Origin of the sequence: Clostridium thermosuccinogenes (assembly GCF_002896855.1) — a bacterium.
Lineage (GTDB): Bacteria > Bacillota > Clostridia > Acetivibrionales > DSM-5807 > Pseudoclostridium > Pseudoclostridium thermosuccinogenes.
In genome coordinates this window covers 3,279,952-3,305,413 of record NZ_CP021850.1, presented here as the reverse complement: position 1 = coordinate 3,305,413, position 25,462 = coordinate 3,279,952, and the positions used below count along the sequence as shown (strand labels likewise).

Sequence of the window (25,462 nt, the reverse complement as noted above, 5' to 3'; positions counted from 1 at the left end):
CGATGAAGCCGCGAATAAATAAACCGCCTGCTGTTCAGGTGAGGGAAGGATGCTAGATTGACGGATATCAATTTTTTGTTACTGTAAAGTATTAAGGAATTTTACCACGGCTATTGCGGGAACCGGCTGATTAAAAGCTATGGTACAAGCCTTAGTATAGGCTGTAGTACAAGTTGTAGTACAAGCTGTAGTACAAGCTGTAATCCAAGCTATGATCCAAGCTATGATCCAAGCTGTAGTCCAAGCTATAGTCCAGGCCGGAGCCTTATTTCGACATTACCGGCAGAATGATGAGGGATGTCAGCAGATACCCTACAAAGACAGAGGCAAAGGGTATGACCACAACGAATAGGAAGAATTTTCTGTATTTTCTGTATCTGTACTTTCGGAACTTGTCCAACCTTTTAGTTCTCATGAAGAGTACCTCCTGCTAAATGGAATTATTTACCATTATAGCACAAGCCTGCAAAGGATTGGTATTGCCCGGAAATATAGGGAGAGGGAAGTTGTGATGGATTACTATAAGGAAAAAGCTCCTTAGTATAAAATGAGATAAAACCCATAATATTGACATAAATAATATAAATGATATAATATATATGGCATTTACAACTTGATATGAGGTGAGTTTATTGAATGGTACCAACGGACATCTATATGAGATAATATACAATCATGTTATTAATGAAATAAAATCAGGAAAGTATGAAAAAGGAGATCGTTTACCTACGGAAAAGGAACTGACAGAAAAATTCAATGTGAGCAGGATAACCACCAAAAAAGCGCTTGAATTGCTGGCAGAGGAAGGAATAGTTAAGAGAATAAGGGGTAAAGGTTCATATATCACAAAGGATTTTAAAGAAACCACGGACAAAACGAATGAAGGCTGTGTGAAATCCGGTTCATTAATAGGTTTTGTCCTGCCCGATTATTCAGATGGGTACGCTACCGAATTGTTTAAGGGAATCGAGGAAGAAGCGACAAAGCATGATCTGTATATTGTTCACAGACGAACTTTTGGCCTTCAGGATTTAGAGGAAAAAGTAATGGATGGCTTGGTGAACCTTGGAGTAAAGGGTATTATTATAATGCCTGTGCATGGAGAAAACTATAATCCAAAGGTGCTTAGATTAGTGCTGGACGGTTTTCCTGTGGTCTTTGTCGACAGGTATCTGAAAGGAATACCTTCGCCATGTGTATGCACGGACAATATAGCATCATCAAAGATGGCTGTTGACTATCTGCTGAAGCTGGGACATAGGTATATTAGCTTTGTTTCACCTCCATCAATTGATACTTCCACCATCGAGGAACGCATGGAAGGGTTTATAAAAAGCCATGCGGAAAACGGGGTTCCGGTAGAAAGCAGCCTGCACCTGATGGGCATCAAGAGCACAATACCCGGCATGAATACTGAGGAAAACATAGCAAAAGATATAGAAAAGATAATGGATCATTTAAAGAGAAATCCTCAAATCACATGCTTATTTGCTACGGAGTATAATATCGCATTGCTTTGCAGGAAGGCAGTTTTAACCCTTGGCAAAAAAGTTCCCGATGATATATCCATAATATGCTTTGATGAACCCCGCAGCTATACAGGGGATTATTTATTTACCCATGTTCGCCAGAAGGAAAGAGAGATGGGGGCAATTGCAGTGCAGCTGATACAGAAACAGATTGAAAATGGAGACTATAATAAAAAAGTCTTTCTGGAGTCAGAACTGATTATCGGACAAACTACCAAAAAAATTACTTAATTCTGATACTTACGCAAAAGTAATATTGATATAGGAAAACCCATATCGGCTCTTTAAAAACGGAATACTGTCTTGCATCCTCTCCCGACAGCCCTTTGGGATGAACAAAGGGCGTGAAATCTTTTATTTCCGGAACAAATTGCTTGTGCAAAAATGCAAATTGGGTATAAGAATTAAATAAACGGCATAATATGTATCGTTGAATATGATATATGTTATACCGTTTTTATATTTTTTATGCTAATAAAAACTAATTTTGCTATTGACAATTCATCTGATAACTGAATATAATATAAATGTAATAAAAAACATATGAAATAAAACATGATAAATCAGAAACACATATATGTTATTATATAAATATCATATTAATGTGAGGCTGATAATAATGAAAGAAACTCCAAAGTCAACAATACATATTCCATATTAAGTGCAATCCACATTATATGCAAAACGTATTAAAGAAGATACTCCAAAGAAGCCAGTTGTCTTCATGCTTTTAAACCTGTATCACATATTAGTATTGATATGCAGATACTGACATCTTTTTCTCAAAAAAGAAGTTGACATAATACAAAATGTATTTGCGATAAACATATGCCAATGCAGGGTTTATACATGAAAATTTTGGCATTATTAACCCGTCGAAGCACACACCATCTGGTTTGCCTGAGTAATTTTCTTGATTGCTGAGTTCACTATCAGAATTAAATAATGTCTTATGCCATTTGAAAATAAAAGCATTTTATCCGGGCAGCGAAAGGTAGAATAGCTAAAATTCCTGATTTATAGGCACTAAAATTTATTTATGTGCAAATAAATTAACATAAAAAGGAAAAGGAGAGATTAAAATGAAAACGAAAGTATTAAAAACGCTATCTTTACTCCTTGCCTTGTGTCTGGCTTTGTCTTTAGTGGCTTGTGGATCTAAAAATGCAGACTCTAAAGACGATTCGGCCAAAACACAGGAACAGACTTCTGCAGGAGGAACGGAAAAAACTGACAAAACGGATAAGGCAGAAAAAAAGGAACCCGTAGAAATCATTTATTGGGGAGACTGGGCAGGAGAAGGACAAAAGCAATTTGAAGCTATGCTGGAAGAGTTCAATAAATCACAGGACAGAATTGTAGCAAAATATGTTGTTACCCAAGATATGATTACTAAGTTTTTGACAGCATCCGCTTCCGGACAATCTCCCGACATCATGTTCTGGGATCGCTGGAGAACCTGCCTTTATGCACCAAAAGGCGTATTGGAGCCTATTGATGATTTCATGCAGAGGGATAACGTAAATAAAGAGGATTTTTACCAGGAAGCTCTGCGGGAGCTGTCATATGGCGGAAAAACCTATGGTTTGCCTTTAACTGTGGATTGCCGTGCTCTCTTTTACAATAAGAAGTTGTTTGCTGAAAAGGGACTTAATCCTCCCAAAACATGGGATGAATTGCGGGAAGCCGCTATAAAACTGACGGAATGGGATGGAGACAAACTGGTGCGTGCAGGCTTTTCACTGAGTGATGTAGGACTTTTCAGCATGTGGATAAGGCAAGCCGGTGGAGATATGGTTACTGAAGACGGAAAAAAGACAGCCTTTAACAGCCCTGAAGGATTGATGGTATTGAATTTCTGGGACCGCTTGCTGAATGAAGATAAGGTATACAAGGTTGGCTTTGAAAGCGGATTGGGCAACGATGTAGACGCTTTTGCCACAGGAAAGGTTGCCATGACTTATACCGGCCCATGGATGCTCAGTACATACAAGGAATACGGAAAAGATTTAGAGTTTGGAATCGTTCCTCCTCCGGCAGGACCAAACGGACATAAAGGTGGAATGATAGGAGGATTTGGTCTTGTAATACCTTCCGCTGCAAAGCATAAGGAAGAGGCATGGGAGTTAATGAAGTGGTGGCTGGCGGTGCCTGAAAATGCAGCAATGTATGGTAAGATGAGCCTTAATATCCCAGGATCAAGAATTGCGGCACAGGATGAGTTTTTCTCTGCTGAAGATTCACTATATAAGCCTTTTGTTGAGACCTTTGAGTTTGCAAAAATAAGACCTCCCTTTGAGCAGTACTCAAATATGGAAGTAAAGGCTTTGATACCTCAGCTTCAGTTGTTCGTAGAGGGCAAGCTGACAGCAGAACAGGCTCTGCAGAAAGCTCAAGAGATGGGTGACAAGATACTTGCAGAGACATCAGAAGAATAAGCTTCAAAATAGTTTAAATAAAGTAGGTTCATAACATTTGTGAAAAATCTCATCCCAAAATCGAATTTCTTATATATCACATTCAGATTTTGGGATGAGATATTAACTTGTACTAAGCCATTAGAAATCATAGTGTCTGATTTGGGGTGAGAAACTAATTTCACTAAATTTATTAATAGAGGTCATAATGTCTGATTGGAGTAAAGCGTTAATTGCATAAGGCAAATAGAAATCACAGTGTTTGATTTAGGATTGAAAAATTAATTGTACTAGTTAATAGAAATCATGACGTCCGATTTTGAGGTGAGAATTAACTGCGCTAAGTCATTGGAAAACGTAGTATTTGACTTTGGATGAAAAATAAATTGCATTGAGCTAATAGAGATCAAGTATCCGATTTGGGGTGATAACTAAATTGCACTAAGTTAATAGAGCTCAAAGTGCTTGACTTTAGGGCTGGATATTAATTGTGCCAATTAATAGAGACCAAAATGTTTGCTTTGGGATGAGATATTAATTGTGCCGGTTAATAGAGGCCAAAGTGCTTGGCTTTGGGTGAGAAATTGATTGCACAAAGTTAATATGCATCAAAGCGTTTGACTTTTGGAGTGAGATATTGATTGCACTAAGGTTAATGGAGATTAAAGCGTTGACTTTTGGAGTGAGAATTAAATTGCACTGGTTAATAGAGATTAAAGTGTTTGACTCTGGGATGAAATATTAATTGTACTAAATCATTAGAGAATATAGTGTTTGATCTTAGGATTTTTATTTGTTCAAATTTTGCTTGTATTATGTACATGGGGGGTTGGAGGATGCTTTTGACTTATGGCACAGCACAGACCGATAAGGGTATAAAAGCCGTAAAAAGACACAAGTTGGGACGTTATCAAGCCATAATGGGATACTTGTTTATTGCCCCAAGTGTTGTTCTATATATTATTTTTACCGGCATACCCATTATAAGTGCATTTTATCTAAGCTTTACCAATTATGACGTTTTATCAACAGCGAAATGGGTAGGGCTGAAGAATTACAAAAAGCTCTTAGATGATGAAATATTTATTACGTCTTTACTAAATATTTTATTCTATGTGGTTATGTATGTCCCATTGATGGTTGTATGCTCATTGCTCATCGCTCTCTTATTGAACCGGAAATTGCCGGGTACTAACCTATTTAGAACAATTTACTACATTCCTGGCTTGACTTCGTCAATTGCTGCAGCCACAGTATGGATGTGGATATTAAATCCCGAATACGGACTTCTGAATCAGATTTTGAGTTATGTCGGTATAACCGGACCTGCCTGGTTAGCCAATACAAGCACAGCTATGATATCCATTGTGATAGTCACCTTGTGGCAGGGAATAGGTGGCAATATGGTAATATATATGGCTGGATTACAAGGAATACCAGCTACGCTTTACGAATCCGCTAAACTGGATGGAGCTAATAAGTGGCAGTTGTTTTTTTATATAACACTACCAGGCTTGAGACCTACTACTTTTTTCATATTTATCATGTCGATGATAGGTTCATTCCAGTTGTTTGACCAGGCATTTGCCATGACCCAGGGAGGCCCTGGATATGCGACAACTACTCCTGTCTATTTGATATACAACGAGGGGTTCAATCAATTGAACATGGGGTATGCCTCTGCTATGGCATTTGCATTATTTGTAATAATCCTGGTATTTTCAATTATAAACTTTAGATTAAACAGTTCTGAACAGGAGGAATAGTTGATGCATAGAGAAAGTGTCGGTAAGAAATACATGGAAGGCATCTTATACTATATTCTGCTGATTCCTATCGCAATCATTATGATACTTCCATTTTACTGGTCATTGATAACATCCTTTAAGTATAATGAGGATATTTTTGCCATACCCATCATATGGATACCGAACAGAATTACTTTACAGCATTATATTGATGCGTTTACCACTGTACCGTATGCCAGATATTTTGCTAACTCCTTTTATCTTGCCTCTTTGGGCGTTATTTCGAATCTGTTCTTTGGCTCCCTGGGAGGTTATGCCTTTGCAAAGCTGAGATTTAAGGGAAGAAACCTGATTTTCAGAATATTGCTTTCATCCTTTATGGTTCCGGGTATTGTAACCATGATACCTCAATTTCTTGTAGTAAAGAATTTTCCGCTGGTGGGAGGAAATGACATACTGGGAAAAGGCGGTACCGGTTTGCTGAACACTTACTGGGCGATTGTCCTTCCTGGAGCTGCAGGAGCCTTTGCGGTATTTTTCATGCGACAGTTCTTTGTGACGCTGCCCACTGAACTGGCTGAAGCCTCCAGAATAGAGGGGGCCGGTGAATTCAGAATCTTTTGGAGCATATACATGCCCTTGACCAAGCCGGCACTGGCTGCATTAGCCATATTTACCTTCCAGGCCGGATGGAACAACTTCCTGTGGCCGATGATTGTGTTGAACGATCCTCAGAAAGCCACAATACAAATGGGACTTCAGGCCTTTTCATATAACCGGAATACGGAATATGGAGCTATGATGGCAGGTTCTCTGATAGCCATTATTCCGATATTAGTGCTGTTTGTTTTTGCACAGAAGTACTTCATCAAGGGTATTGCATTTTCAGGCATGAAAGTATGAGCAATGCTGAGAAGGGATCAAATGAAAAAAGCAACATTTTTGATATTTTTGCTGTCCTCTTTGATGTTATCCGGTTGCACAAATAAAACAAGTACAGAAAAAATAAGTACAGATAAAGTAAGTACAGATAAAACAAGTATAGATAAAGTAAGTGCAGACAGCGCAAATAACATTAATAATCCCAGGGAAAAGGAAGATGAGACAGTGATGGAAAATATGCAAATTACATATCAGAAAAAAGCAGAATCATTATATGAAAAGATATTGGAGCTTTATTCCGTAGAAGGAACCAATCTGTTTCTCGAAAATTATCCTCCAAAACCGGAAGATAATGCAGTTTCATATTTATGGCCGTATTCAGCTATGTTTTCTGCTGCCAATGCCATAATTAAACTTCCCGGAAACAAAGAGAAATATATCGACTCATATGAAAAAATATTGGCAGGATTGGAGCATTATTATGACGATATACGGAAACCTGCGGCATATGAAGCTTATCCCGGTGAATTTGGGGGCTCTGACAGATACTATGATGACAATATGTGGTTGGGTCTGGATTTTATTGAGGCCTATAGAACTTTTGGAGATAAAAAATATCTGGAAAAGGCTGAAAGGATATTTGAGTTTGTAAAAAGCGGATGGACTGATGAGTTGGGAGGTGGTATATACTGGTGTGAACAAAAGAAGGAATCAAAAAACACATGTTCAAACGGACCTGCTGCGATACTGGCTCTGATGCTGTATGAAGAAACTCAGAAAGAGGAGTACTACGAGTGGGGACTTAAAATATACAATTGGACAAAGGACAACTTGCAGTCACCGTCCGGAGTTTATTGGGATAACATTGACCTTAAAGGAAACATTGACAAGGCTACATATACTTATAACAGCGGTACTATGCTCCATGCCTCGGTTTTACTGTACAACATAACCAAGGAAGATAAATATCTTCTGGAAGCGCAGAAAGTGGCCAAAGCAAGTCTTGAGCATTTTACGGAGAAAAAACAGGATATTTGCTTTTATCCTGCTAATAATCCGTGGTTTACCGATATTCTTTACAGAGGTTATATAGAGCTTTATAAGGTCGACGGAAATCCCCGTTACATCAACTCCATTATAGACAATATCGATTACGCATGGGAGAATGCGAAGGATGAAAACGGACTTTTGGAAAGTGACTGGAGTGGTGTTGTAAAAAACCGGAATAAACCATTGCTTGATGTAAGCTGCATGGTGGAAATGTACGCCAGAACTGCCTTGCTTAGGGACTAGGCAGGGGACAATGAAAAAATAAAAATGGGGAGGCTATTTGTATGTTGAAGGGTGTTAAAGGTAAAAGATTGTTTGCAATGGCCCTTATTTTCAACTTCTTGTTTTCTTCTGTGGTGTTTTTTGCTGACAGCAGTAATGTTCATGCATTTACAGCCGCAAATGCGGAAACAGCCATGGAGGATTTTCTTAACGTATTTTATGACCCGGTAAAAAAATACTTTTATACAAATAGCGACAGACAAATTCATGAACACGCAGCTGGTCCGGAAAATGGGCTTTATACGGATTACTGGTGGGAGGCACAAATATGGCAAACAATAATGGATGCTTATGAAAGGACGAATGATCCCAAATATCTTAACTTAATACATGATATCTATGATGGATTTAACTCTGCATATCCGAACTGGGAAAGCAATCCCTTCAATGATGACATTGCCTGGTGGGCGCTGGGTTCAATCCGCGCCTATGAGATAACGGGAGATACACGGTACAAGACACGGGCCAAGGAGATGTTTGATCATATATGGCAGTCATGGTCCTCGGATTTCGGAGGCGGAATATGGTGGAACACCATCAATTTCCTGCCGCAAAAGAACGTGGCTACCAATGCTACTGCGGCTATTATTGCTGTCAGGCTTTACAACGCATATAACGACCCGAGCTATCTGAGCAAAGCCCATGATCTTTACAATTGGCTGGAAAACACTTTGTACGCAGGAAACGGATATGTATATGATCAATACAGGCAGGGTGAAGGCCTCATAGATTGGGAATTCACATATAATTTTGGCGGTTTTGCAGGAGCATCTCTTGAGCTTTATAAAGTGACGGGCAACTCAAGGTATTTGACCAATGCCACCGATTGTGTCGATTGGGTATTTAACAACATGACTGTTGACGGAACAACATTATTATATGAGGGAATTGATGATGTGCCGGCTTTTAAAATGATATTTATGCGGAATGTAAAACGCCTGGTATACGAAGCGAACCAAACCCAGTATTTGAAGTTCCTGCAGGACAACGCAACCCAGGCATGGAATCATAGACGTACTTCCGATGGAATCATAGGACCTGATTGGTCGTTGACGCCTGACAGCGGGTACATACAGAGCATTGCTGCTGCGGCGGGCGTGGATATTCTGTTTCTTTCCGACCCAGACAACTTTACAGGAGTAGTTGTCGGTTCCGGGACTTATGAGGCTGAAAATGCCAGACGTTTTAACGTACCCGTTGAGGACAATGACTATGAACGTCCCGGATATAGCGGTCGAAGTTATGTTGCAGGCTGGAACCAGAATGGTTCTTCGGTTCTGTTCCCTGTAAACGTTCAATCTAACGGCATTTATGCCATAACGTTCCGATATTCTGCAGCAGCCGGGAATGCCGTCAGAAAATTAACTGTCAATGGTGTATCGATGGGCAACGTTGCTTTCACTCAAACATCCAGCTGGTCAGACTGGAGCAGTGTATCGGTTTATGTGCCTTTGATTCAGGGGACCAATAAAGTGGAACTTATTTTTGACAGCAGTTCAGGCAGCACAAATTATTTAAATCTGGATAAGATAACCGTAGCAGAGGCTTCCGGTCGGATTTATGAAGCAGAAAGCGCTGTGCTTCACAATCTTTCAACCGAATCAACCTATGGGGATTATTCGGGCAGCGGATATATTGCCGGGTGGAACAGCAACGGGCAATGGGTTGACTTCAACGTCAATGTGGACACCGCAGGATATTATAATCTGATATTCCGTTATGCTGCAGGCGCGGGAAATGCAAGCCGCTACTTATACGTTAACGGAACGGGAGTGGTGGACAATCAGGCATTTTCAGCAACCGGCAGCTGGTCCAATTATAGTATCGTTACTGTTTCAAACGTATATTTGCATAGTGGAAGCAATACGATATCCCTTATTTTTAACAGTTCAAAAGGAAGCACCAACTGGCTTAACCTGGATTATCTCCAGATTGTGCAATAAAAGTCCGGTAGCTGGTACACTAAGTACCAGCTACTGATTATATAAACCAAAGGAGGGCTAGATGTGCGAATTGACTGGGCTACAAGAGCGCAAACAGCGCAGGAAGAACTGAAATATAATTTTTGGAATGAAGAACTGGGAATAATGAATCAAACCTGTCCCGGAGAAAACATCAGCAAGGACAATTTGATATACTGGTGGCACGCCCATGTGATTGATGCTTTGATGGATGGTTATGAAAGGACCAAGGATTTTGGTTATATTGAGCTAATCGACACGATTATTGCCAACGTGAAAAGAATAAATGGAAATACGCTGCTGCACAATTATTATGATGATATGGAGTGGATGGCCCTTGCGCTTCTAAGGGTATATGATGCAACAAAGAATGAGTTTTACAAAGAACAGGTCCTGATACTATGGGAGAGCATTAAGACGGCGTGGAATGATCACATGGGCGGGGGTATGGCCTGGAAAAAAGATCAGCTGGACTATAAGAATACGCCTGCCAATGCGCCGGCTTCAATACTTGCATCCAGATTGTACCAGAGATTTAATCGGCCGGATGATTTTAAATGGGCGCATAAAATCTATAACTGGAATAAGGACAACCTGATGGACCCCAATACCGGTTTTGTATGGGATGGAATAAACCGCCTGGGAGATGGGAAAATTGATTATGACTGGGAGTATACTTATTGCCAGGGTGTTTTTATAGGAGCTGGCATTGAATTGTACAGGATAACCGGCGACATAATGTATATCAATGATGCTGTACGCACGGCGGAGTTTGCGTTAAAACGCTTTATCGATGCTGAAAGCGGTATGCTGCCCGACGAAGGAAAGGACGATTGCGGGCTGTTTAAAGGCATATTTGTACGATATTTGTGTGAACTGGTAAAAATGCGTCCTGATATGCTCAATATCAGAAAGATGTTGATTCATAATGCAACGGTCATGTGGGAGTCCGGAAGAAATGAACGCGGTCTTATCAGCAGGGGGTGGAAAGGCAAAGTCGAGCCTGTTGTGCAGCTATGTGCGCAGCTCAGCGGTCTTATGCTGCTGGAGATGGTGGCCTTGCTTGATCCTGATCCCGGCATTCTCACGGTGGAAAGCGTGTAACTGCCCATAATGTATCATGCGTGGAATCTTTACGGGATCAAAGGCTTCTGCCGTTATTGCAATTTTGGATGGATAATCTTGAATAGGCTTAAAGGCAAAATAGAGATAAAAAATGATTTATATGCAATGGGAAACTGCTGTTTGATATAATATTTTGCCTTGACAGAGGTATGGCAAAGGGTTATAATAAAATTTAATCATATTACCAGCAATCCATTTCAGCAGCAATTCGATGGTATTGCTTGCTGGCTTTGATGTGGCAGGTTGCTGGATTAAAACAGAGGATTTCAATCAGCAGTGACGAGAAGAGTAGGCCGGATATTTCTTTTAAAGAGAGAAGGCACCACAGGCTGCAAGTGCCTTTAAAGAAACCCGGTTGAAGACCACCTCCGAGCTGAATCGGTGATTCCGTTATAATCGCAATGAGAAGCAATTAGGGTGGAACCACGGGATATAACTCTCGTCCCTTATAGGGATGGGAGTTTTTTAGTGCGCATAATAAGGAAAGGAGAAAAGATTATGATTAAAGTCATGCTTAAGGATGGCAGCAGCAAAGAGTTTAACGAAGGCATCGCAATAAAGGAAGTAGCAGAAAGCATAAGTGCAGGACTGGCAAGAGTTGCTCTGGCAGGAGAGGTCGATGGTGAGGTAAAAGACCTTAATTACAAGCTGGAAAAGGACTGCAAATTAAACCTGCTCACTTGGGATGACGAAGGAGGAAAACGGGCTTACAGGCATACAACCTCCCATATCATGGCACAGGCCGTAAAAAGGCTTTATCCGAATGTAAAACTGGCGATAGGCCCATCCATAGATAACGGTTTTTACTATGACTTTGATACTGACAAGCCTTTTTCAGTAGAAGAACTGGAAGCAATTGAAAAGGAAATGGCCAAGATAATCAAGGAGGACTATCCCCTGGAGAGGTTTACCCTTCCGAGGGATGAAGCTATCCGTTATATGGAGGAAAGAAACGAGCCCTATAAGGTTGAGCTGATTCGTGACCTGCCGGAAGGCGAAGAAATATCCTTCTACAAGCAGGGAGAATTTGTAGACCTCTGTGCCGGTCCGCATCTGCCTTCAACAGGCAAAGTAAAAGCTTTCAAGCTTTTATCGGTAGCCGGTGCATACTGGAGGGGCGATGAAAAGAATAAAATGCTCCAGAGGATATACGGCACTGCCTTTTCAAAGAAGAGCGAGCTGGATGAATACCTGTTACGCCTGGAAGAGGCTAAAAAGAGGGATCACAGGAAGCTGGGCAAGGAGCTGGATTTGTTTGATATACTGGAGGAAGGCCCAGGGTTCCCGTTCTTCATGCCCAAGGGTATGGTGCTCAGAAATGTGCTGGAGGAGTACTGGCGGGAAGAGCATCGCAAGAGAGGCTATCAGGAGATAAAAACCCCGATAATACTGAACGAGGATTTATGGCACCGTTCGGGACATTGGGACCATTACAAGGAAAACATGTATTTTACAAAAATAGACGAAGGCAACTTCGCCATTAAACCCATGAACTGCCCTGGCGGAATGCTGGTGTATAAAAGAAGGCTCCACTCATACAGGGATTTGCCTCAGAGGATGGCGGAACTGGGTCTGGTGCACAGGCATGAGCTGTCCGGCGCCCTGCACGGGTTGATGAGGGTAAGATGCTTTACCCAGGACGATGCCCATATATTCATGACTCCGGACCAGATAAGGGATGAGGTTCTGGCAGTAATAGAACTCATAGATGACTTTTATAAGGTGTTTGGCTTCAAGTACCATGTAGAGCTTTCCACAAGACCGGAAAATTCCATGGGTTCCGATGAGGATTGGGAAATGGCTACTGATGCATTGAAAAATGCGCTGGAAGCCAAAAATATGGATTATAAGGTGAACGAAGGAGATGGAGCTTTCTATGGACCAAAGATTGACTTCCATCTTGAGGATTCCTTGGGACGTACATGGCAGTGCGGAACAATACAGCTCGATTTCCAGATGCCTGAGAGATTTGATTTGACTTATGTGGGAGCAGACGGTGAGAAGCACAGGCCTGTAATGATTCACAGGGTTGTGTTTGGCAGCATTGAAAGGTTTATAGCAATACTTACGGAGCATTTTGCCGGAGCTTTCCCCGTATGGCTTTCACCGGTACAGGTAAAAATCCTCGCTCTGGTGGAAAAACACCATCCCTATGTGCTAGAGCTTAAGAGGGCCATGGAGGAAAAAGGAATCCGCGTTGAGGTGGATCTCAGAAATGAGAAGATTGGCTACAAGATAAGGGAAGCTCAAATGGAAAAAGTTCCGTATATGCTTGTAATCGGCGACCAGGAAACGGAAAACAGGACAGTTGCCGTAAGATCCAGGAAGGAAGGGCAGCTGGGCTCCATGAAAGTTGAAGAGTTTATAAGCAAGGTGCTGGATGAAATAAAAAGCAAGGCAATGTAAAATCACGGTTGAAATCCGGTGAAATTAATCGTGCGGCTAAAGCCAATACAGGTAATAAATATTGTGAGGTTAATACCAGTGCAAATAAAATCGCACGGCTAAAGCCTGCACAGACAAATATTGTACGACAAAACCGACACAGATAAAATCGTGCAGCTAAAGCCTGCACAGACAAATATTGTACGACTAGAACTGACAAAGATAAAATTGTGCAGCTAAAACCTACACAGACAAGTATTGAACACCTATAATTGGCACAGAAAAAATCATAAGGATAAAATCTGCTCAGATAAGTACAATACGAAAAACCGGCACGAATAGGTAAAAGCAATTAAGTTGGCACGAGCAAAATGAACCAATTGATCCAACATATAAAGACCGCTTGTGATAGGCGGTCTTTTATATGCTGATTGGAAACATGCCGTTTTCTGCCAGATTTCGAAAGCTGCAATAGTAAATCATTTTTGCAGTTTACATCATTCTTTAAGTTATTTTTAACTTTAGTTATTTTTAATTTTACTTTTACTTATTTTTAATTTTTGTAGTTTGCATCGTTCTTATAGTTGTATTTGATTCTTGAAGCTATACTTGCTTTTGCAGCCGTGGGCAACTGTACATAGAAGTTGTACTTGGCGGCTGCTGCCCGCGGTTTATTCTGCTTGCTGTTATGATTCGACGGTTTTGTCTTGCTCTGCCATCGGCAGGCATTATTCAGCCCTCAATGCCTCCACAGGGTCTTTTCTGGCTGCTATTTTTGCAGGAATAGTACCACCCAGGACAGTAAGCGCAAGGCTTAACAAAACCAATGCAGCTGCATGAACAGGGTTAAGCTGGGCTACATTGGGCAAGGTGGTCATTCTTTTAATAATGGAGTTGATGGGGAAGATCAGCAGTCTGGCGATGACAATGCCCATAACTCCGGAGCAAAGCCCAATGATAAAGGTCTCTGCATTGAATACGCGGGTGATATCCTTTTTGCGGGCTCCCAGAGACCTTAGCACTCCGATTTCCCTGGTCCTTTCCAGCACTGAAATATATGTGATTATACCCACCATTATGAGGGATACCACCAGGGAGATGGAGGAGAAGGCTATAAGAACTATGGTGATGGCGTCCATTATGCCTCCGGAAAGCTCGGTCACTTTTCCGGCCAGATCGGTATATACCACCTTGTCGGTTTCCGACTTGCCTTCGTTATATTTGTCCAGATAGGTCAGGATATCATCCTTTGCACTGAAGCTGGCCGGATATATGGATATCATGTATGGGGTATCATTGGCGCCCAAAACGGACAACACCGCTTCTTTTGATGATACACCGTTAAAATCAAGGTCACTTTCATCAAAGGGTGCGCCGGTCAGCACATTAAACTCAGAGTCCTTCTGTTTTAACACTATCTCCGAATTAGCCGCATCCTTGATGATGAATTCGGCCAGTTCATCGGAATAGGCAAAGCCTTCAGGAAGCAGGGGTATTTTTATGTGCTCTTTAGGCCTTAAAATACCGACAACTTTAAGCGGTATGGCATTTTCATTATTGTACAAATCAATTAGATTGGTGGGATCACCGTTAATCATAAAAAAGCTGTCGTTTGCCTTGTAAAAATCGTTATTGAGAATCGCCCGGAACTCATATCCGATGATATCCTCAAAGGGGATGCTGTCAGATTCATATTCCAGCCCGAAGTTTTGCAGGATGGTTTTGTCTATCTGGTTCTTATTGTCCACAATCAGAACAACATCGTTCATACCCTTAGGATAGGAACCGGCCAGCACATCGTAATTCAGCTCCAGATATCTTGTGTTGTCTCCTCCTAGCGATTTGGGATAGGAGGTAAAGCTCATGCTGTCTGCGTTTATAATGGTTGCTTTATCATCCTGCTTTTTGAGAAGATTTATCTTGAGCATTCGAGTATAAGATATACCAGATACCAGTTCGGGATCGATATTCTCTATATGCTCCATATATTCGTCGGTCAGGATGTTGGTATGGGTGATCTTTTCTATAATAGGCTCAGTAGGATATACCACCTTTTCATCCGGATAAGCGTCTTCATCGGTAGCTCCCATCATAGCGCTTTGCCGCTCTTTGAGCATATCGGCATCTATCTCTGCTGCCGACTGGCTTATCATGATGGGGAAGTTGGATAAGGTCTCCGACTCATACTCCGCTATTTTTTTATCAAAACCGTTGGACAAGGACAAAATCAGAGCTATGCCTATGATGCCTATGCTGGAGGCAAAGGCGGTGAGAAAAGTCCTTCCCTTTTTAGTCCTGATATTGTTGGCAGACAGCTTCAGCGCTGTAAAAAAGCTCATTTTTGTCTTCTTAAGCTTGTAATTGGGGCTTATCTCCACGTCCGGCAGGGGACGGGAATCCGATACCACTTCACCATCCTTGAATTCAATGATCCTATCGGCATAGGTCCGTGCGATTTCGGGGTTATGGGTAACCATTATAACCAGCTTATCCTTGGCGATTTCCTTGATTAAATCCATAATCTGTTTGCTGGTTGTAGAATCCAAGGCTCCGGTAGGCTCATCGGCCAAAATTATATCCGGATCATTGGCCAGGGCTCTGGCGATGGCAACCCTCTGCATTTGGCCACCGGAAAGCTGGTTTGGCTTTTTGTGCATATGCTCCTTTAAGCCTACCCTCTCCAGAACTTCCATGGCTTTTTTCCTTTTGGCTCCTGCAGAGACACCGCTTAACGTCATGCCCATTTCTACATTGTCGATTATGTTCAAATGGGTGATAAGATTATAGCTTTGAAATATGAAACCGATACTGTTGTTGCGATAGGCATCCCAGTCCACATCCTTAAAGCTCTTTGTGGATTTTCCGTTGATGACCAAATCGCCGCTGTCGTATCTATCCAACCCGCCGATTACATTGAGGCAGGTGGTCTTGCCTGAACCGCTGGGGCCGAGAATTGCGACAAATTCGTTTTCACGAAAATTCAGGTTGATGCCGTTTAATGCAACCTGGGTAAAGCTGCCGGTAGTATAGCTTTTTTTAATGTTCTTAAGTGCAAGCATTATTACTCTCCTTTAACATTCCTCTTTTTAAAATGTTTATTTTGTTATTATATTCTTCCAGAATACTGTCCTTATCTTCAATGCTCAGGAAGATATCTGCGATAGCTTTCTTGGTGATGGTGGCCAATATGTCAATCATGGAGTATAAATCCTCCGGTTTGTGCAGGTTCAGTTTTCTCGTATTAGCATACCGACCGAACCAGTCAGAAAAATCACTTCTTCGCCTCCTGTTTGCGAACTTCAATAAGATATCGCTTTGAAGCCTTTGGCGTGCAAAGACATTCATGCAAAAGTCGATATTTTCCTTTTTTGTACCGAATTCTGCAGTAAATTTGAGTATATCCGAAAATATACTGAATAAATCCCCGTCATTTTGACGAGCGCTTTCCTCAATCGTTGCCAAAAGTCTGTCACGAAAATCGGAAAAAATGCAGTGCAGCATATCCTTCTTGTCTTCAAAATACATATAGAAGCTGCCTCTGGAAATACCAGCATCCTGTATGATTTTGTTGATGGATATTTCTTCAAACGGCGCCCGGGCGAGTTCTTTTTTTATTGCAGCTATAATCCTGTCCCTTTTTTCCTGGGGCAGATTGTAAAATGTCTCTTTTGGCAAGCCATCCCCTCCTTCATGAATCCTGCAATCTGGATGGTAAGTCCCGTTTTGCCGGCCTTTAGCTCTATTAGTCGCCTATGCGCGGCATGCTTCCCTAAGCTTGGCAAATCATGCATCATAAAAATATGACACATTGTCATTATTTTATATGACAGGGTGTCATATGTCAAGCTTATATATCAATTATTTTATCTTTAATATTTTGAATTATATTTAGGCTATGCAATATGGATGATTTAATACCCAATTTGACGTTTATATTTGTACAAGCTTCATGAAAGCGTAATGAGGATCTGGCGGGTATTCTGCTGCAGATAATTATTCAATTTTCATGCCTGTAAGCTTTATTGACTGCCAATTGTAAATTTAAAAATAGTCTGTCTTATTATTGATCAGCTGTCGAAAATCATTATCCGGAAGATGTTATTATCTGCTGAGCCTTACTCACCCTTCCATTTAAATGTAGCCGCGGCTTTTCCGGGGAGCTTATAGCTGAAAGACGAATTCCCGTATTTTACGTCAAGGGTCTTGTCCTTGGTAGTGCGGTTGGATACGATCAGTACAATGGAACCGTCAGGATTTTTAAAGGCGACGGATTCCACGTCATTCATATAGTTATCGGAGTCAATCCTATAAGCTCCAGGCTTGACAAACTTGCTTATATGGCCCAGGGTGTAGTAGTCCACATTGTAGGTAACCTCTCCGGTGGAAGTATCAATCGTTACTATACCCCTGCATATGCTGTTTTTGAGCACCGTGGGGCCGTTATTCTGGTCCAGGGCGATATTCCACCATGCTACAGTTTTTGAATAGTTGCGGGTGGAACGTATGACATGCATCATCTGGTCGGCAAAGGCGTCATTGAAGGGTGGAACCCATTGCCCGCCGGAGGCTTCGGTAAACCATATTCCTTTGTCCGGGAATTTCTTGTAAACTACCGACATGGCATCATGACTTCCGCCATAGCAGTGCCATGCTGAGCCTGCCACGTATTTGCCTGCTTTTTGGAGGACCTCCATGGCGTAGGTCACATTGTCCCAGTTGTGATCATAGACCAGGATCTTTGTATTCAAGCCGTTTTTTTCAAATTCCGGTCCCAGGTGGTTGTTTATAAACTCTGCCTGGGCATAGGGCTCCATTTTCATGCCCGTATATTCGGTAGGCACGTACAGAGGCTCGTTTTGCGGTGTAACTGCGTAGATGGGGATGCCTTCTTCCTCATAAGCCTTAATGAATTTTACAAAATACCGGGCATAGGCATCATAGGCTTCCTTTCGAAGAGAACCTCCGATGAGATGGCCGGAAGTTTTCATCCACGCCGGAGGGCTCCATGGGGATGCCATCACCTTCAGCATGGGATTGAGCTCCAAAGCATCTTTTATGCAGGGTATTATATACTGCCTGTCATGTTCTATTGAGAAATGTTCAAGCTCATAATCCTCGGTGCCTGCCGGCACATCGTCATAAGTATACAACCTATGGGCAAAGTCGCTGGCGCCCATGGGCTGCCTTAAAAAGGAAATACCTATCCCATCTTCGTAACTGAACAGCTTTGTCATGAGGTCCTTCCTCGATGGCTCATCCAGCTCGTTGTAAACAAGCCATGCCGATGCGTCTGTGAAAGATGCTCCAAAGCCGTCCATCATCTGGTAAGTTGCATCGGGGCTTACTGTGATGGTGCGCATTATACCGTTTCCGTCTGCCGGGATTTCCTCGCCCGGCAGTATGGGAGCCTGGGGGGATAGAAGATTCGCCTGGTTGGTGGTAGTAAGCCAGCAGTCGACGTTTCCTATTATTTCATGCCCCTCATTTGCTTCTGTTCCGCTTTTTGCACCGCTGTTCACTTTTTTATCCGTATTCTTATTTGGAAATATGTTGTTTATATACAAAATTCCGCTGAAGGAAAGAAACAGAACAGCTCCGGCAATGATGCGCAAGATTAATGAATTGTGTTTTCTATCCATATTTCACCACTCCCACTCTGATTATATGAATTGATGAAACTGCTGTAAAGCGTGTTCCGGCAATGTCATAAAAAATGGTACCAAATCGTAAATGATGATACTTAAATCGTAATTTTCCCTTTGTATAATGAAGATACCAAAAATAAATCTTGTGAGGGGGATGTACCAAAATGAAAAGCACAAGAAAGATTGCAGCATTTGTCCTGGTGGCGGTAATGGCCATGATGCTTTTGACAACAGGCTGTTCCGGGAGCAAAGCTGATCCGACCAAAACTTCGGGTACTGTAGTATATGCAACTTATAACTGGGATGTGGAAAGAGCACAAAAAATGGTGGAAGGCTTCAACCAGATTTATCCGAACATAAGCGTTGAAATAGTCGGATTTGAAGGAAACCTTAATGATTACCTTACAACTCAGGCTGCATCCAATAGCCTGCCGGATGTGACCTGGGGGTGGGAAAACCTGAATTATCCAATATCCCAGGGCTGGCTTTATCCGTTGGACGAGTTCCTAAAAAAGGATGATGAAGCAGAGTATTTGCCCAAATCGGCTATGGACAGCTACAAATTCTTGGATAAAACCTATGCCGTACCTTATGATGTCCAGTTCAGCGCAGTACTGGTAAACCTCGACCTAGTGGAACAGCTCAATATGGATGCACCATCCTATGAATGGACTGTTGACGAATTCAAGGAATATGCTACGAAGGCGACCACGGACAAGTATTCCGGAATAAACCATCTGTGGGACTTTGATGTCATGATGGCCGGAGTGATGAGCAAGAACCTGGCTCAGCTCGCTTTTGACCAAAAAGAGGGAAAATTCAAATTTACGGAAGGAAGCTGGGAAAAGGCATTGGCTTTGCAGAAGGAATTGAAGGCCGTGCCGGGTCTTGTCTCAGATGACTTAAAAAATCAGGAGTTAAGAGATGCAGGCAAGGAAGATGACTACCAGAAGAAATTCGGAAAAGATGCGGATGCCCTCAGGGAAAGCAAGGTGCTCATGGGTTTTCACGGCACATGGGATATGAGCTGGATCAAGACTATGAATTACAGGTTTGACATGTATCCGCTGCCCAAGGATCCTGAGATGGGGTATCGCCAGGCAGTCCATTACAACCATGCTTTCATGATGTCCAATGCCAAATATCCGGAAGCGGCTTTCCAATTCTTGAAATGGATCAGCTATGGCAAGGATGGTACTCTTACAAGGTTTGACATATACAAGAACCTTGTGGATGCCGATGGCAATCCGGCTCCGGACTATTATATCCCTGCGACTACCCATCCTGATGTCGTAAAGGCCTTTGAAGCCATTGAAATCGTGCCGGAGGGTGTAAAATACCTGTATAAAAACATAGACAAAACATTCCGGGGAGATTTCTATAAATTTGTACCGGGATGGGATAAGGTATGGAATGAGATAATATTACCGAAGAATGAGGAAATAAGGCAGAATAAGGTTCAGGCCTCGGCTGTGGCCGCAGAGCTGGAAGATAAAGCAAATGAAGCTCTGAGTGAGGCAAGGTCGGAATTCGAAAAGCAATTGCAGGAGGTTCAGAAGAACTTTTCCGAGTTGAGGAAGAAGATTGAACAGGAATTGAAAAGTCAAAGCAAATAATAGAGCCTAATCATATCCGGCTCTTTGAGAATAGGAATAAGGAGCTTTAAAATGGTGGGAAGCCATGCTCCTTATCCTTGCTTATAATGCCTTGATTTGCAAACTTGTTAGTATTTGTGAGGTAATGGCCGTGAAAGGATTTACCAGGAAATTGTTATCGGGTCTTTTAGTGTTTAGTGTCTTGATATATGCCTTTCCCAGTGCAACTATGGGCGCCGAGACAGCATGGGAGGACAGGCTTGATGCGGTGAGCCGCTGGATTGGATTGGAACCTTCCTCTGTAGTGGGGAAGGTGGAATTGTCAGGGTTCACACCGGTTTTAGGAAGCGGTGTGCAGATGACCGAAGAAGGATTGCTGCTGCCGGTGGATGGTGCCGTCGAGTTTACGTTGGATGCTCCCCGGGAAGGCGGCTACAATCTCGTGCTGGAGTACCGTCTGGAGACCGGGAAAGTATTGAAAAATACTGTTTCCATCCACTGGGAGGGAGGAGATATCCTGGCCTGCATACCTGCGCTTTGGAGTGATGAATCCAAAACTTATGCGAAGGACAGGTATGGAAACGAGGTGATTCCCCGACAGGTGATGGTGGAGGGGAGCCATCTGGAATATGTAAAGGCATATGCCGATCTTGACAAATCTCCTGTGTCTATAAAACTCGCGGCAGGAAAGACCAGGTTTGTTTTAAAAAACAATACCCAGCCCATCATACTGAAGGCTATATATCTGGTATCAGAACTGGAAACACCCGGATATGGCGAGTATCTGGAAACATATGCAGGAAAGACCGAAGGAAGCGGGATGGTAATAATAGAGGCGGAAGATTATGCGATGAAATCCGATTCCTTTGTAAGACCGGCCAATGACCAAAACCCGGCCCTCTATCCCTATAAAAGTGATAGCCGCCTTTTAAATGTTATAGACGGTTATTCCTGGAGGGAGGCAGGGCAAAAAATATTATGGGAGTTTGAAGTAAAAACCCCCGGCTTTTATTCCATAGGGTTCAGATATGCTCAAGGTTACAAGGAGGGCATGCCTGTTTTCAGGAACATCGAAATAGACGGCTGCCTGCCTTTTGAAGAAGCAAGGTGCTATCCTTTCAGATATACGGGTATGGATTACGAGAACAATGTGCTGATGAAATCTGGAAAGGAGCCCTTAAAAGTGTGGCTGGACAGCGGGAAGCACACAATTGCCATGGAGGCTGATGCAAGGCCGGTCAAAGAGGCTGTGGATACCATCCGCGCGATAATTGAGGAGATCAATGATACCGGCACGGATATTAGAAAACTGTCCGGGAGCAGTCAAGATTCCGGCAGGACATGGGATATCAAACAGTATATGCCCGATGTGGAAAATAAACTTGAAGAATGGGCAAACCGGCTGGATGAGGTGTATGACGAACTTTGGAAAATAAGCGGGAGCAAACCGGCCTTTGCCTTGAACATCCAGCTGGCGGCAAAAAATCTCCGGGATTTGTCCAAGGAGCCCAAAAAAATTCCCTCAAGGCTTTCCAAGTTCAGCGAAGGCTCGGGATCGGCAGCTCAACTCCTGGCGGATTTGCTGGTTGAACTCTCCGAACAGCCTTTGAGCTTGGACAGGATATACATTTTTTCCGGAGAGAAGCTGCCTTCAGCCAATGTGGGTTTTTTAGCAAAAATCTGGGAAGGTATAAAGGCGTTTGCCAGGTCATTTTTGAAAAGCAGCCGCAGCTACGCCGTATCCTCCGGTAAAAATGAAAATGAGCTTTCAGTCTGGGTAAATCGCCCGATACAGCTTGTGGAAACTATGCAGCAGATGATCGATAGGGACTTTACGCCGGAAAGCGGAATAAAAGTAAAGCTTTCGGTCATGCCAAACGAGCAGAAATTGATTTTGGCCGGCGCGTCCAGAACGAATCCCGACGCGGCTTTGGGGATAAGCGCTCATATACCTTATGAGCTGGCAATCCGGGGTGCTGTCAAAGATTTGACGGAATTTGATGATTTTCTGCCATACGTGGGGCGGGAATACAACCTTGAGACCCTGGTGCCCTTCTATGTAGATGGCAAAATATATGGAGTTGCGGAAACGCAGGACTTCTTTGTGCTGGCTTACAGGAAGGACATACTCCAGAAGTTGGGAATTTCCATACCCCAGACCTGGGAGGACGTAAAGGAGATAATGCCTGAGCTTAAAAGGCATTCAATGAATTTTTATGTTACTATGGCAGGATGGTCGGGGCTCAAGCCCTTCTATACGACATCCCCTTTCATTTTCCAAAATGGAGGAAGCATATACAGCCCTGACGGGCTAAGGACTGCAATAAACAGTCAGGAATCCATCAAAGGATTTGAGTTGATGACCGAGCTCTTCAGCATATATAGCGTGGCTCAGAATGCCCCTAGCTTTTACAACAATTTCAGATATGGAACCATGCCTATAGGAATAGCAAATTTCGGCAACTATGTTGCTCTCATGAATGCGGCGCCTGAAATTGCCGGACAGTGGGATATAGCTCCGTCTCCGGGGGTGAAGGATGAAAAGGGTGATATAGTCCGCTACCAGGCGGCAGTGGACCGTTCCGACATTATATTTTCAAACAGCAGCAGGCATGAAGATTCATGGAAGTTTCTTAAATGGTGGCTGTCGAAGGATGTCCAGCTGGAGTTTGCCTATACCATGCAGACCAAATTCGGACCTGAATATATGTGGAATACTGCCAACATGGAGGCTTTCCAAGATCTGCCCATACCGGAAAAGCATAAAGAGGTTATCCTGGAGCAATGGAAATGGATAAAGGAAATGCCGAGGCACCCCGCCGGTTATATGGTGGAGAGGGAAATCAGCAATGCCTGGACAGACGTTGTTATGAACGGCAGAAGCCTCAGGGCATCAGTTGATAAGGCGGCCCTGGTGGCCAATCGCGAAATGGAACGCAAGCTTGAGGAGTTTGGATACATAAAGGATGGCAGGGTGGTCAGAGAATATGCCATACCTGACGGGGATGATATCAGAAAGAAGGTGAAGGAAGCTGAATGAACAGGATAAGGGAATTTTTAAATAATCAGTCCCACTGGATACTATTATCGCCTTACATTGCTATGTTTCTCATATTTATAGTCATACCGGTGGCCGCAGCAATAGCCCTTTCTTTCACATACTTCAACACCATACAGTTTCCGGAGCCAACCGGACTAAAGAATTATATCACGCTGATTACGCAGGATTCGGTTTTCATGCAGAAGGTACTGCCCAATACCATAAAATATGCGGTGATAGTAGGTCCGGGGGGATATGTTCTTTCCTTCATCCTTGCCTGGATGCTGGCCCAGATTACCAAAGGGCCGAGGACGGTACTGGCCATAATAATTTACTCGCCTTCCATGACGTCCGGCGTGATAATGTCTACGGTATGGAGTGTCATATTCAGCGGAGATGAGGTGGGATACTTCAATAGCCTGCTCATGCGGGCGGGGATTGTGAGCGAACCGGTGCAGTGGCTCCAGTCTCCCAAATACCTTATGACCATAATGCTGATAGTAGCATTGTGGAGCAGCATGGGTGTTGGATTTCTCGCCATGCTGTCCGGGGTGCTGAATGTAAACGAGGAGCTCTATGAGGCAGCCTATATTGATGGTGTCAGAAACCGGCTGCAGGAAATCATATATGTCACCATCCCGTCCATGAAGCCCCAGATGCTGTTTGGCGCGGTTATGGCAATTGTGAACACGTTCAGCAGCGGAGGCATAGGAGTGGCTCTTTCAGGGTCAAATCCGACGCCCCAATATGCAGGGCAATTGATTGTAAACCATATTGAGGATTATGGCTTTATCAGGTACGAGATGGGATATGCTGCAGCCGTATCGGTGGCTCTGCTGCTTATAATATGGGGATCATCCAGGGTTTCCTGGAAACTGTTCAGTGAAGGATAAGGGGGTGCTGCCATGGCCGGTTTAAAAGGAAGGGGTATCAATCCCTCCAGGTTTCATAAAAGCCAATTGAAGTTTTATGCGGTTCTTTTGCCGATTTCCGCATTTATGCTGCTTCCGATAGTATATATATTTTTCCATGCCTTCAAACCCTTTGATGAGCTGTTTGCCTATCCACCCAGGTTTGTAACATCCCGCCCGACCCTCAAGAACTTCGTCTCATTGTTTTATGCGGCAGGTTCATCCGGTGTGCCGGTTTCCAGATATCTGTTCAACAGCATAATTTCAACCTTGATGGTGGTGATGCTTATTATATGGATTTCAGCGGCTGCAGGGTACGTTCTTTCAAAGAAGAATTTTAAAGGCAGGGATGTCATATTTTCCATAAATACATTGGCTCTCATGTTTGTCCCGGTAGCTGTAATCATACCGAGGTATCTTGTCGTGGTCGGTCTTGGCCTTATTGACAATTTCTTTGCCCACATATTGCCTTTGCTGGCCATGCCGGTAGGGCTGTTCCTGGTCAAGCAATTTATAGACCAGGTTCCGGATGCCTTGATTGAAGCTGCGCGGATTGACGGGGCTAGCGACTACTATATATTGATAAGGATAGTTATGCCGATAATAAGGCCGGCATTGTCAACGGTAGCTATTTTGTCTTTTCAGACAGCATGGAACAGTACGGAATCCTCATCCCTGTTCATTAATGATGAATCACTGAAAACTTTCGCATTTTTTATGTCAACTCTGACATCCACTACCGGAAACACGGTGGCCGGCCAGGGAATGGCAGCAGCAGCTTCTATGATTATGTTTCTGCCCAATCTGATTCTTTTCATAATACTGCAGTCAAAAGTCATGAGTACCATGGCCCATTCCGGGATCAAGTGATGCAAAAGGCAGGAGGAGGTTT

At 42.9% G+C, this 25,462-nt stretch carries 16 protein-coding genes and 1 other annotated feature; of the genes, 12 read left to right on the top strand and 4 right to left on the bottom strand.

Going from position 1 to position 25,462, the window contains the following annotated elements; genetic code table 11:
* Positions 1–265: 265 nt before the first annotated feature.
* Positions 266–415, bottom strand: a complete 150-nt coding sequence (locus CDO33_RS20915) for a hypothetical protein (protein ID WP_161496514.1) — start codon at positions 413–415, stop codon at positions 266–268.
* 217 nt (positions 416–632) lie between these two features.
* Between CDO33_RS20915 and CDO33_RS14570 the strand changes: the two genes are divergently transcribed.
* The 8 genes from CDO33_RS14570 (at position 633) to thrS (ending at position 13,400) form a co-directional block, all read left to right on the top strand.
* Complete coding sequence (locus CDO33_RS14570; protein WP_103081649.1) at positions 633–1,760, top strand: GntR family transcriptional regulator; 1,128 nt, start codon at positions 633–635, stop codon at positions 1,758–1,760.
* A gap of 851 nt (positions 1,761–2,611) precedes the next feature.
* On the top strand, positions 2,612–3,967 hold the full coding sequence (locus tag CDO33_RS14565) for an ABC transporter substrate-binding protein (protein ID WP_103081650.1): 1,356 nt from the start codon (positions 2,612–2,614) through the stop codon (positions 3,965–3,967).
* A gap of 815 nt (positions 3,968–4,782) precedes the next feature.
* Positions 4,783–5,712 (top strand): carbohydrate ABC transporter permease, encoded by a 930-nt coding sequence (locus CDO33_RS14560; RefSeq protein ID WP_103081651.1) that lies wholly within the window; start codon positions 4,783–4,785, stop codon positions 5,710–5,712.
* Between the two features lie 3 nt (positions 5,713–5,715).
* Positions 5,716–6,597: a carbohydrate ABC transporter permease gene (locus CDO33_RS14555; RefSeq protein WP_103081652.1), complete on the top strand. Its 882-nt coding sequence runs from the start codon at positions 5,716–5,718 to the stop codon at positions 6,595–6,597.
* Positions 6,598–6,618: 21 nt separating this feature from the next.
* On the top strand, positions 6,619–7,869 hold the full coding sequence (locus tag CDO33_RS14550) for a glycoside hydrolase family 76 protein (protein ID WP_161496515.1): 1,251 nt from the start codon (positions 6,619–6,621) through the stop codon (positions 7,867–7,869).
* A 41-nt stretch (positions 7,870–7,910) separates the two neighbouring features.
* Positions 7,911–9,851: a glycoside hydrolase family 76 protein gene (locus tag CDO33_RS14545; RefSeq protein WP_103081654.1), complete on the top strand. Its 1,941-nt coding sequence runs from the start codon at positions 7,911–7,913 to the stop codon at positions 9,849–9,851.
* Between the two features lie 63 nt (positions 9,852–9,914).
* Entirely contained in the window at positions 9,915–10,973 is a 1,059-nt protein-coding gene (locus CDO33_RS14540; protein ID WP_103081655.1) for a glycoside hydrolase family 76 protein, read from the top strand.
* Positions 10,974–11,261: 288 nt separating this feature from the next.
* Positions 11,262–11,444 (top strand) — a binding site (T-box leader).
* A 48-nt stretch (positions 11,445–11,492) separates the two neighbouring features.
* Positions 11,493–13,400, top strand: a complete 1,908-nt coding sequence (thrS, locus tag CDO33_RS14535) for a threonine--tRNA ligase (RefSeq protein ID WP_103081667.1) — start codon at positions 11,493–11,495, stop codon at positions 13,398–13,400.
* A gap of 707 nt (positions 13,401–14,107) precedes the next feature.
* Here thrS and CDO33_RS14530 read toward each other — a convergent pair.
* The 3 genes from CDO33_RS14530 to CDO33_RS14520 form a co-directional block, all read right to left on the bottom strand.
* On the bottom strand, positions 14,108–16,438 hold the full coding sequence (locus CDO33_RS14530) for an ABC transporter ATP-binding protein/permease (protein ID WP_103081656.1): 2,331 nt from the start codon (positions 16,436–16,438) through the stop codon (positions 14,108–14,110).
* Positions 16,425–17,054: a TetR/AcrR family transcriptional regulator gene (locus CDO33_RS14525; RefSeq protein ID WP_161496516.1), complete on the bottom strand. Its 630-nt coding sequence runs from the start codon at positions 17,052–17,054 to the stop codon at positions 16,425–16,427. The genes CDO33_RS14530 and CDO33_RS14525 overlap by 14 nt, the downstream gene beginning before the upstream one ends.
* Positions 17,055–17,494: 440 nt before the next feature.
* Complete coding sequence (locus CDO33_RS14520; protein WP_103081658.1) at positions 17,495–19,018, bottom strand: glycoside hydrolase family 30 protein; 1,524 nt, start codon at positions 19,016–19,018, stop codon at positions 17,495–17,497.
* Positions 19,019–19,188: 170 nt separating this feature from the next.
* On the opposite strand from CDO33_RS14520, the gene CDO33_RS14515 reads away from it, so the two are divergent.
* From CDO33_RS14515 to CDO33_RS14500, 4 genes are all read left to right on the top strand, one after another.
* Positions 19,189–20,640, top strand: coding sequence for an ABC transporter substrate-binding protein (locus CDO33_RS14515; protein ID WP_103081659.1), 1,452 nt, complete (start codon positions 19,189–19,191; stop codon positions 20,638–20,640).
* A 130-nt stretch (positions 20,641–20,770) separates the two neighbouring features.
* Positions 20,771–23,659: an extracellular solute-binding protein gene (locus tag CDO33_RS14510; RefSeq protein WP_161496517.1), complete on the top strand. Its 2,889-nt coding sequence runs from the start codon at positions 20,771–20,773 to the stop codon at positions 23,657–23,659.
* On the top strand, positions 23,656–24,552 hold the full coding sequence (locus CDO33_RS14505; protein WP_103081661.1) for a carbohydrate ABC transporter permease: 897 nt from the start codon (positions 23,656–23,658) through the stop codon (positions 24,550–24,552). Before CDO33_RS14510 ends, CDO33_RS14505 begins: the two co-directional genes overlap by 4 nt.
* 12 nt (positions 24,553–24,564) lie before the next feature.
* Complete coding sequence (locus tag CDO33_RS14500; RefSeq protein ID WP_103081662.1) at positions 24,565–25,440, top strand: carbohydrate ABC transporter permease; 876 nt, start codon at positions 24,565–24,567, stop codon at positions 25,438–25,440.
* The last annotated feature ends 22 nt before the right edge of the window (positions 25,441–25,462 follow it).

What these genes read in the sequence shown, in the direction of transcription:
- CDO33_RS20915 (WP_161496514.1), bottom strand. Translation starts at nt 415, where the DNA reads ATGAGAACTAAAAGGTTGGACAAGTTCCGAAAGTACAGATACAGAAAA.
- CDO33_RS14565 (WP_103081650.1), top strand. Translation starts at nt 2,612, where the DNA reads ATGAAAACGAAAGTATTAAAAACGCTATCTTTACTCCTTGCCTTGTGT.
- CDO33_RS14560 (WP_103081651.1), top strand. Translation starts at nt 4,783, where the DNA reads ATGCTTTTGACTTATGGCACAGCACAGACCGATAAGGGTATAAAAGCC.
- CDO33_RS14555 (WP_103081652.1), top strand. Translation starts at nt 5,716, where the DNA reads ATGCATAGAGAAAGTGTCGGTAAGAAATACATGGAAGGCATCTTATAC.
- CDO33_RS14550 (WP_161496515.1), top strand. Translation starts at nt 6,619, where the DNA reads ATGAAAAAAGCAACATTTTTGATATTTTTGCTGTCCTCTTTGATGTTA.
- CDO33_RS14545 (WP_103081654.1), top strand. Translation starts at nt 7,911, where the DNA reads ATGTTGAAGGGTGTTAAAGGTAAAAGATTGTTTGCAATGGCCCTTATT.
- thrS (WP_103081667.1), top strand. Translation starts at nt 11,493, where the DNA reads ATGATTAAAGTCATGCTTAAGGATGGCAGCAGCAAAGAGTTTAACGAA.
- CDO33_RS14530 (WP_103081656.1), bottom strand. Translation starts at nt 16,438, where the DNA reads ATGCTTGCACTTAAGAACATTAAAAAAAGCTATACTACCGGCAGCTTT.
- CDO33_RS14520 (WP_103081658.1), bottom strand. Translation starts at nt 19,018, where the DNA reads ATGGATAGAAAACACAATTCATTAATCTTGCGCATCATTGCCGGAGCT.
- CDO33_RS14515 (WP_103081659.1), top strand. Translation starts at nt 19,189, where the DNA reads ATGAAAAGCACAAGAAAGATTGCAGCATTTGTCCTGGTGGCGGTAATG.
- CDO33_RS14505 (WP_103081661.1), top strand. Translation starts at nt 23,656, where the DNA reads ATGAACAGGATAAGGGAATTTTTAAATAATCAGTCCCACTGGATACTA.
- CDO33_RS14500 (WP_103081662.1), top strand. Translation starts at nt 24,565, where the DNA reads ATGGCCGGTTTAAAAGGAAGGGGTATCAATCCCTCCAGGTTTCATAAA.